Genomic DNA, 11,707 nt, shown 5'->3' with positions numbered 1-11,707 from the left:
GCGCCGGCCCACCCCCTCCCCCTGAGGCGGGCGGGGGGGGCCCCCCCCCCCGCCCCCCCCCCACCACTTACGCGTGGGGTCACGAAAGGTCAGCCGCGCGAGGAGCCGAGGAAGTAGAGGCCGGTGGTCGACGCGCCGGCGAAGTCCTTGATCTTGGACGGGTCGTAGCCGGTGACCATCTTGGTGTGGAAGACCGGGTAGAGCGGCGCCTCGTCGGCGATCAGGTCGAGGGCCTGCTTCCACAGCGCGGTCTGCTCGGCGCCGGAGGTCTTGGCGGCGTTCTCGATGAGCTGCGCGCACTTGGTGGCCTCGGGCGTGCCTGCCCAGCGGTGCCGGTTCTTCGTCCAGGTCTCGTTGGTGTAGAACCAGCGCAGCAGCAGGTCCACGTCGGGGCCGAAGACGGTCGGGTCGCCGCTGGCGGCGAGCACCCGGAAGCCGTCGCCCGGCACGATGGTGCCGTAGACCGCCGACGACGGGTTGGTGTTGAGAGTGGCGGTCACCCCGATCGCCTTCCACGCGTCGATCAGCACCGGCGCGCTGTCCTTGACGAACGCGGTGTCCGTGGTGACCAGCTCGAACGACAGGTTGCTGACGCCCGCCTCGGCGAGCAGCGCCTTGGCCTTGGCCGGGTCGTAGCCGTAGACGGTGGACGCCTTCTGGTAGCCGGCGTTGCCCTCGTCGAGGTAGCTGGTCGCCGGGGTGGCGTAACCCTGCAGCGCCGTGGCGATCAGCTTCTGGGTGTCGACGGCGTAGTGCAGCGCCTGACGGACCCGCTTGTCGTCGAACGGCGCGGCGGCGCAGTTGAACATGAGGAACATCTGGTTGAACGCCTGCTTCTCGTCCACCGTGCGTCCGTTGCTGACCGACTTCACGTCGAGGTACGGCACCGCTTCGATGGCCTGCGACGAGCCGCCCTGCAGGTCGTTGAGCCGGGCCGTGTTGTCCGGCGTGGTGCGCAGCGTGATCTTCTCGACCTTCGCGGGGCGCGGGCCGTTGTAGCCGGCGTTCACGCCCATCACCACGCCGGCGGTGGCGTTCGCGCTGACCAGGGTGAACGGGCCGGAGCCGATCGGCGCGGTGTCGAAGGCCTTGCTCGCGGCGGCGTCGCCGGTCTTCGCCTTCGGCACGATCTTGATGACCGCGATGCGCTGCGGGAAGAGGCTGAACGTGCTCTTGAGCTTGAACTCGACGGTCTTCGCGTCCTTGGCGGTGACCGTGTCGACGAAGGTGATGAAGCTGGCCATCAGCGAGGCGTTGGCCGGGTCGAGCGCCCGCTGGAACGACCACACGACGTCGTCGGCGGTCACGGCCGTGCCGTCGGAGAACTTCGCGCCCTCGCGGAGGGTGGCCGTCCAGGTCAGGCCGTCGCTGCTCGCGGTGGGCAGCGCGGCGGCCAGGGCCGGATAGGGCTGGCGGGTGATCGGGTCGAGGTCGACGAGCGCCTCGAACACGTGCTGGTTGACGGTGGTGGCGACCGCGCTGGAGGCGAGCATCGGGTCGAAGCCGCTGGACAGCGTGAAGGCGAGGGTCGCCTCGATGGTCTTGCCGCCGTCGGTGGAGGCGGAGTCTCCGCCGTCGCCGCAGGCCCCCAGGCCGGCGGTGATGGCGGTCGCGGCACCCAGGATGCCCGCATATCGGAGCAGGTTGCGACGTGATACGCCCTTGTTATCCATCGTTATCCCCAGAGTTCATGTGATTTGCGGGACGTCCTACGTCCTACGTAGCCCGTAGTGCGGTACCTTAAGAGCGTGTCCCGCCAAGGTCAAGAGCACCCGGAGACTGGTCGTCATGAGGCAGCCGCTGCACCACCCCACCGGCCAGGATCGGCAATCCGCCTGCCGGCCGTCCGGCCAACCGGCACTTTCCCGCTCCAAGGGGGCCGTGGTGGCCGGGGTGCCACGGTGAGGCGGCGCAGCGCACCGGCCACCGCTCCGCGCAGGCCGAGCCGCACCGACGAGGTGCAGGAACGGATCAAGCAGCTGATCCTGGAACGCGGCCTGACCGCGGGCGACCCGATGCCCACCGAGCTGGACCTGCTCGAGGAGATCAATGTCAGCCGCAACTCGCTGCGGGAGGCGCTCAAAGCCCTGCAGGCGGTCGGGATCGTCGAGATCCGCCACGGCTTCGGCATGTTCGTCGGCACCATGTCGCTGGTCTCGCTGGTCGACGAGCTGACCTTTCACAACCGGATGTCGCTGCACGCGGGCCGCAACGACCTGCGCCACCTGGTGCAGATCCGCGAGGTGCTGGAGTACGGGCTGATCCAGCAGGTCGCCCGCCAGCGCGGCGCCGGCTCCCCGGCCGACGCGCAGCTGGCCGAGGTCATGGAACAGATGGAGGCCGAGGCCCGGGCCGGTGGCGTCAGCCCGGAGACCGACAAGCGGTTCCACGAGCTGCTCTACGAACCCCTCGGCAACCCGCTGGTCATCCAGCTGCTGGCCGCGTTCTGGGACGTCTACCACGCCCTGCACGCCGAACTCGACGACGCCGACGAGACCCCTGTCGAGATCGCCGCCCGGCACCGCCGGGTCTACGACGCGGTGTGCGCCGGCGACGTCGAGGAGTCCGTCGCCGCGTTGACCGAGCACTTCAGCGGCATACGCCGCCGCCTCACCCCCGATCAGGAATGAGCACAGGGGCCGGAAGGCGGGCGGGACCCACGCCTTCCGACCCCTCGCTGATGACGCCAGCTACCCAGCGCGTAGAGCTCGGCCACGCCGGTCCACGGTAGTTCGCGCCCCTGTTGATCTGGATCTCGTGCGGCAGCGGGACGGATCCACCGCATCACTGGGTGTGCCACATCGTGCTGACGTTGTCGTCGAAGGCGTTGCCGGCAGCGGCGCCGGGTTTGCCTCCGCCGCCGAGATCAACCTGTACAGCCCGGCACCCTGACACGCCGAACGGCGGCCCGCTGAACCAGTCGGGCCGCCGCCGGCGGGAAACGGCGGATCGTCCGGCACTTCGCCTGACGACACAGCTCGTCGGCCTCGGCTTCTCAGTCGTGTTCAGCGAGGGGGTGCGCACCGGGACGCCGGAGATGCTGCTGGCCATACGCACATCCCGGCCATGACGCCGGGTGTCAGGTGTATCCGAACGGCAACCCTCTCACGCCCGGGGTGCTCTCCACGGTGGCCCCGGCTCGCCGATTGAGGGATCGACCGGTCCAGAACAGCTGTGACCGTGGACCGCTACGACCGGATCGGAGTCGGCTCGATGAACGAAAACTTGATCCTCATCGCCGAGGACGACGCCGACGTCCGCGAACTGCTGTCCTTCACCCTGCAGGCCGCCGGCTTCCCGACCATCGCGGTGGCCGACGGCAGGAACGCCGCGGACATCCTCATCTACGCCGCTCCGGTCGGGCTGATCGCCGACGTCCAGATGCCCGGCATGAACGGCCTGGACCTGTGCCGCCTCGCCCGGCGCACGCCGGCCGTGCACAACACCGCCGTCCTGCTGTTCTCGGCGAAGATCCAGCGCCTCGACGCCGACGCGGGCATGGCCGCCGGCGCCGACCGCTACCTGCGCAAGCCCACCCGCCCGCGGCACCTGATCGCCGAGCTGCGGCAGGTCATCGCCGATCGGTCGGCCGCCCTGCCCGCGACCCCGCACGGGGCCGGCGGGCGACCGGACGGCGACCCCTTCGCCCTGGTCGGCACGTTCCGCTGAGACGGCGGGACCGCGAGGCGGCGGCGAGGTCAGTTCGGCGAGGGCCGCGTCCGGGTCGACCGCGGTGTCCACCTGAACCGGGCCGTTGAAACCGGGGCGTACGGGGCCTCATCGCTCGGGCGATGGGTCACCAGCCGGAGCGGCCGCGGTAGCCGATGGGGCCCTCCCCGGTGCGCTGGTACGTACCCAGGAATCCGTCGTCGGTGAAAGCGACCGTTCCATTGTTGCCACGGCCGTCGCGCCAGCTCATCCGGGTGACCGCGTAGCCGGTCACACCGACCGCGACGAGCAGATCCCCGGAGCGGTGCCAGCCACCGCTCCAGCCCTCCTCCGTGGTGAAACGCCGAGCCTGCTCGGCCGTGGAGCCACGCCCGGCGAGCCGGCCTCGGAACTCCCTCGGCCGCTCCCCAGGCTGCCGGCTCCAGCCGTAGAAGGCAGCCTGCTGCTGCTCGAACGTGATCGCGTACTCCGCGCCGGACGTGTCCGCCCACGCCACCTGGTCGAGGACGGCTTGCTCACCGCGGTCGATGAAGACGGTGACCTCGCCGGCGGCGGTCGCGTACCGCAGCACCGGCTCGGCGATCGCTCGCCGTTCCAGCGCCAAGCCCGCCTGGTCGTGCGCGTGCATCGGGTCGATCGTCACCCGGTACAACCACAGCATGCTGCGGGCGTCGGCGCCGCTGTCGATCCGCACCGTGTTCCGGCCGGCGACCAAGTCCTCGGCGGGGACCGCGAACACCAGACGCTGCGGCAGACCACCACCATTGGGGATCCGCAACCGGTCGGCCAGCGGTCTGCCGTTGAGGCGAACGGTGAGCGGCGCGTATCCGGGCTCGCGGGAGAGCATCGACGCGAGCGCCCGCAGGGCAACACATGCTTCCTGGACGACGACCGGGTCAGGCACGTCGAACACCAGCTCGACCGATCCGCCGGCGCCGATGGACAGGTGGTCGCCGGCAGCCCAGGACCGCTCGACATCGGTGATCGTGACATTCCCGGTCCGCGGCGGCTCGGAGCCGAAGTCGGCGTAGGTCGGTTTCATCTGGACCCCGGCGCGCCGCGCTGTCACCGGCGCGGGGGACGACGGGTGCAACGGCAGCCCGGATGCGGCAACGGTTTCCTGGCCGCTGCCGGAACCGGCGGTGGCCGCGCCGGAGGCATCCCACCGATTTTCGTCAGCAGACAAGCGCATTCCGGAGAGAATAGATCAACAGGCGTCGACTCGTGTCCCGCCGGAACATGCGTATCGGCCTTTTCGACGAGGCTTCTGGGCTGTCGTGAGCGGGACTAGCGTAAGGGCATGCGAGAAATCGTCAGTACGGCGGACGCGCCCAGCTCGACTTCATATAGCCAGGGGGTCAGAGCCGGCGGCTTCGTCTACGTTTCGGGCCAACCGGGCATCGACGTGGCCAGTGGCGCATTGGCCGGACCAACGATCCAGGAACAGACACGGCAGGCCCTCGCCAACTGCCGCGCCGTTCTGCGGGCCGCGGGCGCGGCATGGGAGGACGTTGTCGAGGTGGGCGTTCTCCTGGCCGATCCGGCCGACTTCGCAGGCATGAACGAGGAGTATGCGACCTTGTTCCCCAGCACGACTCCGACGCGCTACGTCGCCAAGCTCGGCGTCGACCTGCCTGGGGTTCTGGTGTCCATTCGCATGACCGCATTCACCGGCTGAAGGGACCACTGTCCGGCACGGTCGAGCGGGACGGTGTGACAGTGCCACTGCGAGCAAGCGTCGGCATGGCCATCGGCCAGCCCCACCGGTATGACCCGGACACGCTGCTGCACGAGGCGGACATGGCGATGTACGCGGTGAAGAACGCCGGCCGGGCGATCCGTCGGTGACCCGCCGCCCGCCGTCGCGCTCGGGACGGTCTCTTCTCGTCTCCCACCGTCAGGTCGGCCAAGAAATTTCCTGCTCGCTGTGATGCCTCGCTCTTGGCTCAGGTCTGCCCCCTGCCGTGCCGACTGACACGGGGAAGCGTCAGACATTCGTACGGGAGGAAGGGGCACCGATGCTGAAGCGTCCTCCCGCGTGGGTGGGTTTCCTGATCGGCGGCATGCTCTTCGTCGCGCTGTATCTGTGGCTGCCGGACAACGTGTACGGGATGCTGGGGTGGGACGCCGTGGCGGTGGCCGGTGCCGTGGCCATCGCGGTCGGCATCCGGCGCAACCGCCCCGAAGGAGCGGCCGCCTGGTGGCTGCTCATGGCCGGGCAGCTGGCCAACGTCACTGGCGACATCATCTACTTCTTGACCCCGGACGGCGACGAGGTCTTTCATCCGTACGACGTCTCCTACCTGCTCGGTTACGTGCTCCAGGGAGCCGGGGTGCTGTTCCTGCTGCGCCGGCGAGGCGCCGGGCGGGACTGGGCCACGCTCGTCGACTCGATGATCATCACGAGTGCGTTCGCGTTGCTGAGCTGGGTGTTCCTGATGAAGCCGGTGGCTGCGGAGGCGTCGCTCGGCCTGGGCGGCCAGATGATGGCGATCGCGTACCCGGCCTTCGATCTGCTGCTGGTCGCCATGGTCGCCTGGCTGCTGACCGCCGACGGGTCCCGCAACATCGCGTTCTTCCTGGTCGCGACGTACATGGTGGCATTCCTCGTCGGCGACTACTTCTGGGCGTTCGCCAACCAGACCTCCTACGACCCGGGCACGCTCGGCGGCCGGCTGATCGACTGCACGTACCTGGCCGGCTACGTCGCCTTGGGCGCCGGCGCGTTGCACCCGGGCATGGTGGAGATCGGCCGCCCGGCCGGCCCGCAGCGGGCCCAGCCGATGACCATGCACCGTCTGGTGCTGCTCACCGCGGCTACGCTGATCGCGCCGGCGTTGCTGGCCTGGCAGGCGTACAGCAACGGCGGGCGGGTTCTCGACGCGTACGCGATCGTGGCCGGATCGGTGGTCATGTTCCTGCTGGTCATCGCCCGGATGACAATGCTTGTGCGGCAGGTCCAGGCGCAGGCCGCCGTGCTGGCGGACCACGCCGATCTGCTGCACGAGGCGGCCCAGCGCGACCCGCTCACCGACCTGCCCAACCGCCGCGCCTGGAACGCCGCGCTGCCCTCGGCGCTGCAACACGCCGCCCGGCACCGCGCCCCACTCACCCTGGCCATCCTCGACCTCGACCACTTCAAGGCCTTCAACGACACGTACGGCCACCAGACCGGCGACCGGCTGCTCACCGAGGCGACGGCGGCGTGGTCGGCGAACCTGCGCTCCGCGGACGTGCTGGCCCGCTACGGCGGCGAGGAATTCGTCGCCCTGCTGCCCGGCATCACCGCGGCCGAGGCCCTCGACCTGCTCGACCGGCTGCGCCCGCTCACGCCGATGGGGTGCACCTTCTCGGCCGGCGTCGCGACCTGGGACGGCGTGGAGAGCGGCGACGAACTGCTCGGCCGCGCCGACCAGGCGCTGTACCGGGCCAAGGACGCCGGCCGCGACCGGGTGGTGAGCGACGATGTCATCGTCGCGGCGTGACATGGCAACGATCACCGACCGCCGGACCCGCCTGACCTGGACGTGGATGACGGCGGGGACGCTGATCTGCCTCGGCTACCCGCTGCTTCCGGCCGGGGGCGTGCTCGCCCCCGTGCTGTACAACGTGATCGGTCTGGCCGCGTTCGTGTCCATCCTCGCCGCGGTGCGCCGGTACCGGCCGGCCCGGCCGTACGCCTGGTACGTCTTCGCCGCCGGCGTGATCACGTTCGTGGCCGGTGACGTCGCCTTCGAGATCGGTGGCCTGCTGCACGGCGAGGCCCCGTACCCGTACTGGAACGACGCGCTCTACCTCGTCGCGTACCCCCTGCTCTGGACCGGCCTGCTCCTCGCCGCCGGCGTACCGGCCCGGCGGGACGTGCCCGGCATGATCGATGCCGCGGTGATCGCCACCGGTGTCGCGCTGGTCTACTGGGTGTTCCTCATCGACCCGGCGCTGGGCGGAAACGGCACGCCGATGTCCGAGCGGATCCTCATCGTCGTCTACCCCGGCTGTGACGTGATCATGTGCGCGGTGGCGACCCGGCTGCTCACCCGCACCGGGGCCCGCACCACCAGCGTGGTCCTGCTCGCCGCCGGCTCTGCGCTGAACTTCGCCGGTGACCTCGCCTGGAGTCTCGCGCCGTCGCTGAGCGGACATCCGGCCTCGGTCATCACCGCCGTGTTCCTGGGCAGCTACGTCTGCTGGGCCGGCGCCGCGCTGCACCCCTCCATGGGCGATGCCGGCACCTCGGCGCGCCCGGCCAGCACCGTCCGCTTCGGGTGGGGCCGTTCCACGCTGCTGATCGGCTGCGCGCTGCTGGTGCCCGCCGTGCTGATGATCCAGGGCCTGCGCGACGACGAGATCAGATGGGCGGCCATCGCGCTCGGCGCCGTCCTGGTCCTCCTGCTCGTGACCGCCCGGATGGCCGGCTTCGTCCGGCGGATCCAGACCCAGTCGGCACAACTCGAGCGGCTGGCCATGCGCGACGACCTCACCGGGCTGGCCAACCGCCGCCGCTTCGGCCGCCGCCTCGGCGAGGCTCTCGCGGCCGGTTCGCCGCAGGTCCTGCTTCTGGACCTCAACCGCTTCAAGGAGATCAACGACCGGCTCGGGCACGCGGCCGGTGACGCGCTTCTGGCTGCCGTCGCCGACCGCCTGCGCCACCGGCTGGGCGATGTCGACCTGGTGGCACGGATGGGCGGCGACGAGTTCGCGGTCCTGCTCGCCGACGCGACGGCCGCGGAGGCCGACGCCGACGCCACCCGGATCGCCGCCGCGCTGCGCGAGCCGTTCGAGGTGGGCGGCCAGCAGCTGCTGGTGGACGCGAGCGTCGGCGTCGCCGACGGCGCCGGTGCCGGCGACGCGATGGAGGTTCTGCGCCGGGCCGACGTCGCGATGTACGCGGCGAAGTCCAGCGGCGGCCGGTGGCGGCGGTACGCGGCCGGGCTCGACGAACACGCCGACGAGAAGGCCCGCCTCGGCGCCGAACTGCGCGCCGCGCTGGACACCGGCCAGTTCCGCCTGGTCTACCAGCCCATCGTGTCGCTACCCACCGGCGACCTGCGCTACGTGGAGGCGCTCGTCCGCTGGCAGCACCCGCACCGCGGCTTCGTCAGTCCCGCCGCGTTCATCCCGATCACCGAGGAGAACGGCCTGATCGTCGAGCTCGGCGAATGGATCATGCGGACAGCATGCTCCGATTTCGCCCGCTGGCACGCCGAGCACCCGGCCACGGCCCCGGAGCGCATCAGCGTCAACGTTTCCGCCCGGCAGCTCGCCGAGCCCGGCCTCGCCGCGATGGTCGCCGCCGTGCTGGCCGACACCGGGATGCCCGCCGGGTGCCTGATCGTCGAGGTCACCGAGACCGCCGTGTTCAGCGGCGGCGTCGCGGTCCAGGCCATCGAGGACCTGCACGCGCTGGGCGTCGGGATCGCCCTGGACGACTTCGGCACCGGACACTCGTCGCTCGGCCTGCTGCAGACCATCCCGGTGGACGTCCTCAAGGTCGACAAATCGTTCGTCGACAACGTGACCATGGCGGGCCGGCACGCGGTGATCGCCGAGGCGCTCATCCGGGTCAGCGACGGCCTCGGGCTCAGCGCCGTGGCCGAAGGCGTCGAGACCGCCGAACAGGCCGCGGAACTGTACCGCCTGGGCTACCGGCTGGCGCAGGGCTACCACTTCGGCAAGCCGGCCGCGGAGCCCGCCGGCCGCCGGACAGCGGCGGCGGCCTGACCCAGTCTCATCTCGCGCAGCAGAAACAAAACGGTGCGGGCAGATGCAGATCTTGCCACGCACCGTTGGGCATTAGTTGGTGTCCGAGGGGGGACTTGAACCCCCACGCCCGATAAAGGGCACTAGCACCTCAAGCTAGCGCGTCTGCCATTCCGCCACCCGGACCTGCTGTTATGCGCCGCAACCAACCCCGCCGCACAGGTCAGAACTCTACACGCCGCCGAACACGGCCCGAACCAGGGGTGGCCTCCCAACGGCGAACGAGGCAGCATGGCGATTGTGCCCCCGCTGACGCAGGCTCTCGAGCGGGCCCGCCTTCTGGTCACCGACGGCGATCCGGACGCGGCGCGCCGGCTGCTGGAGCATGCGACCGAGCAGGCGAAGGCCGAGCTGGGCGCCGATCACCCGCAGGTGCTGACCACGCAGGTGCATCTGGCGTCGCTGCACCACCACGCCGGGGATGCGGCGGCGGCGCGGCGGATCCTCGAGGAGGCCTACGCGACGGGTCAGCGGCGGCACGGCGACGCTCATCCGGTCATTCTGCGCATTTCACTCGATCTGGGAACCATCGCCGAGGAGCTGGGGAATCACCACGAGGCGCGCAAGGCGTTCACCAGGGTCACCCGGCACGGCCCGGCGGCGATCGGCGCGGAGCACCAGGCGGTCGCCCGGGCGCGGGCTTATCTGTCGCAAGACCCCGATTTCGTACGTCGGCCGCCCGAACCCACAGTCGAAACACCCGAATCGGACGGCCCTCCCCCGTTAGCCAAGCCCGGCCTCGATCCCCGGCCACCGGAGAAGCCCCGGCGTCCGGCGCCTCCGAAGGCCCCGGACGCCGACCCGCTGAGCGTCCTGGAGCCGTACCCGCCCGAGCCGGAACCCGACGGCGACACCGAGAACCCCGCCTGGCTCGAAGCCCTGAAAGTCCTGGAACCGGGCCCGGAGCAGGTGAAAAGCCTGCGAGCTACGACGCCGTTGAAACCCCCGCTGCAGCTCACGACGCAAGTAGAAGAAGAGGCGCAGGCCCAAGAAGAAGAGCCTGAAGACGAGGAGCCGAGAGAAGAATCGAAGGCCGAGAACAAGCCGGCACCCCCTCCGCCCGTCCGCATCCGCCGGCCACCCGAGGTCACCCAGGCCTGGAATCAGGGCATGGAGGATCTGCACCTGCCGCCGCTCACTGCGCCCGAGAAACCGGCTCCGGCTCCGGAGCCGAAACACGAGGACAAAGAACCGGAACAGCCCGATCTGCCGGCCTGGAACGACGGTATGGAAGACCTCGAGTGGGCGGCGGCTTGGGAGGCGGCGACCACCTACCTCACCCCGAAATCCGAGCCGGAACCCGAACCCGAAAAGCCGAAGAGACGCAACCAGCCGAGACCCCCGAAACCGCGGCCGGAGGACCCCTTCTGGTGGTCGAAGACCGTGGGCGAATCGGACCGCCCCACCACCCCGGGCCGCAGACCGGCAACGGAACGAGCGCCGGTCCGCTACGACCGGCAGGAAACACTGTTGATGGCGAGCCGGATGCTGGACTCGTACCCATCGATCAGGCCGCCGGAAAAGGGCCGCAACCTGACCCTCATCCTCGTCGTGATAGCGACGATGGCCGCTCTCGCGGCCATCGGCACCCTCGTCTACGTGCTGGCCGACCGCGCCGAGACGGCTAATTCGTCGTCGTGGCAACCGTCACCGCGATAGCCGTCGTCGACGCGACCAGAGCGGCAGCGGTCCGCACCACCGCCTCGTTGACGGCGGTGGCACCCCAGTTCCCGGATTCCAATTCTTTGGCCCGCTGATAGACCTCACCGGACCACGCCAGCTGCGGCCGCAAAGCCGGCAGCGCGCCACTGGCCGAGAGCAGAGCCGTCACCGCGGCGGTACGAGGATCCGGGTCGGCACCGTCGACGAGCACGGCGCGAATCCGCGCCCGCAGTTCGGCCTCATAGGTGGCGTCAGCAGCCGGCAACCGGGTCGATTTAAAGACGCCGAGGACCTTCTTCTCCTCGCGGCGAATCAACCCTTGGGAAATCAGCCGCTCGGTCAGCGGCTTCCACAATCCCGTACCGATCTCGATGATCAGCGTCGAAGCGCTGCGGGGCTTGCGGGCCACCCTGTCCCACGCTCCCTGCAGCAGCGGGTCGGGCAGCGGTTCAGAACCGGAAGCGACCACCTTGCCGCCGTCGACCGTAACCCGGTCGAGCAGTGCCAATTCCGCGAGAACGGCGCCGCCGAGCGCGTAATACAGCGTCCCGGCCTGCGCCGGCGTTCCGGTCTCGTCGTCCATGAGAAGCAGCAGCAGATCTTCGGCGAGAAGCAT

Annotated in this window: 10 protein-coding genes and 1 tRNA gene; 7 read left to right on the top strand and 4 right to left on the bottom strand. The window is 70.1% G+C overall.

From position 1 onward, the window contains the following. Window positions 1–89 precede the first annotated feature (89 nt). The gene (locus AB0G10_RS16410) at window positions 90–1,673 is read right to left on the bottom strand and encodes an ABC transporter substrate-binding protein (protein WP_360921411.1); all 1,584 of its coding nucleotides are present in this window, start codon (window positions 1,671–1,673) and stop codon (window positions 90–92) included. A gap of 228 nt (window positions 1,674–1,901) precedes the next feature. Here AB0G10_RS16410 and AB0G10_RS16405 point away from each other — a divergent pair, with 228 nt between their 5' ends. Beyond that, complete coding sequence (locus AB0G10_RS16405; protein ID WP_360921408.1) at window positions 1,902–2,630, top strand: FadR/GntR family transcriptional regulator; 729 nt, start codon at window positions 1,902–1,904, stop codon at window positions 2,628–2,630. Window positions 2,631–3,213: 583 nt separating this feature from the next. After that, the gene (locus tag AB0G10_RS16400; RefSeq protein WP_360921405.1) at window positions 3,214–3,669 is read left to right on the top strand and encodes a response regulator; all 456 of its coding nucleotides are present in this window, start codon (window positions 3,214–3,216) and stop codon (window positions 3,667–3,669) included. A gap of 127 nt (window positions 3,670–3,796) precedes the next feature. Here AB0G10_RS16400 and AB0G10_RS16395 read toward each other — a convergent pair whose 3' ends face one another. Further along, on the bottom strand, window positions 3,797–4,711 hold the full coding sequence (locus AB0G10_RS16395; protein WP_360921403.1) for a hypothetical protein: 915 nt from the start codon (window positions 4,709–4,711) through the stop codon (window positions 3,797–3,799). A gap of 258 nt (window positions 4,712–4,969) precedes the next feature. Between AB0G10_RS16395 and AB0G10_RS16390 the strand changes: the two genes are divergently transcribed. From AB0G10_RS16390 to AB0G10_RS16375, 4 genes are all read left to right on the top strand, one after another. Beyond that, the gene (locus AB0G10_RS16390; RefSeq protein ID WP_360921401.1) at window positions 4,970–5,347 is read left to right on the top strand and encodes a Rid family hydrolase; all 378 of its coding nucleotides are present in this window, start codon (window positions 4,970–4,972) and stop codon (window positions 5,345–5,347) included. Window positions 5,348–5,382: 35 nt separating this feature from the next. Continuing rightward, complete coding sequence (locus AB0G10_RS16385; RefSeq protein ID WP_360921398.1) at window positions 5,383–5,517, top strand: diguanylate cyclase; 135 nt, start codon at window positions 5,383–5,385, stop codon at window positions 5,515–5,517. A gap of 170 nt (window positions 5,518–5,687) precedes the next feature. Beyond that, the gene (locus AB0G10_RS16380) at window positions 5,688–7,154 is read left to right on the top strand and encodes a GGDEF domain-containing protein (RefSeq protein ID WP_360921395.1); all 1,467 of its coding nucleotides are present in this window, start codon (window positions 5,688–5,690) and stop codon (window positions 7,152–7,154) included. A gap of 1 nt (window position 7,155) precedes the next feature. Further along, complete coding sequence (locus AB0G10_RS16375; protein WP_360921392.1) at window positions 7,156–9,390, top strand: bifunctional diguanylate cyclase/phosphodiesterase; 2,235 nt, start codon at window positions 7,156–7,158, stop codon at window positions 9,388–9,390. A 77-nt stretch (window positions 9,391–9,467) separates the two neighbouring features. Here AB0G10_RS16375 and AB0G10_RS16370 read toward each other — a convergent pair. Continuing rightward, window positions 9,468–9,555: transfer RNA gene (locus AB0G10_RS16370), tRNA-Leu, on the bottom strand. Between the two features lie 105 nt (window positions 9,556–9,660). Here AB0G10_RS16370 and AB0G10_RS16365 point away from each other — a divergent pair. After that, the gene (locus tag AB0G10_RS16365; RefSeq protein ID WP_360921389.1) at window positions 9,661–11,088 is read left to right on the top strand and encodes a tetratricopeptide repeat protein; all 1,428 of its coding nucleotides are present in this window, start codon (window positions 9,661–9,663) and stop codon (window positions 11,086–11,088) included. On the opposite strand, the gene AB0G10_RS16360 is transcribed toward AB0G10_RS16365, so the two are convergent. Beyond that, window positions 11,054–11,707, bottom strand: a complete 654-nt coding sequence (locus AB0G10_RS16360; protein ID WP_360923037.1) for a GPP34 family phosphoprotein — start codon at window positions 11,705–11,707, stop codon at window positions 11,054–11,056. The genes AB0G10_RS16365 and AB0G10_RS16360 overlap by 35 nt on opposite strands.

The organism is Actinoplanes sp. NPDC023714 (assembly GCF_040639855.1).
In the GTDB taxonomy this organism is placed as follows: Bacteria; Actinomycetota; Actinomycetes; order Mycobacteriales; family Micromonosporaceae; genus Actinoplanes.
The sequence above is the reverse complement of the archived record's forward strand: the minus strand, read 5'-3'. Positions and strand labels throughout refer to the sequence as shown.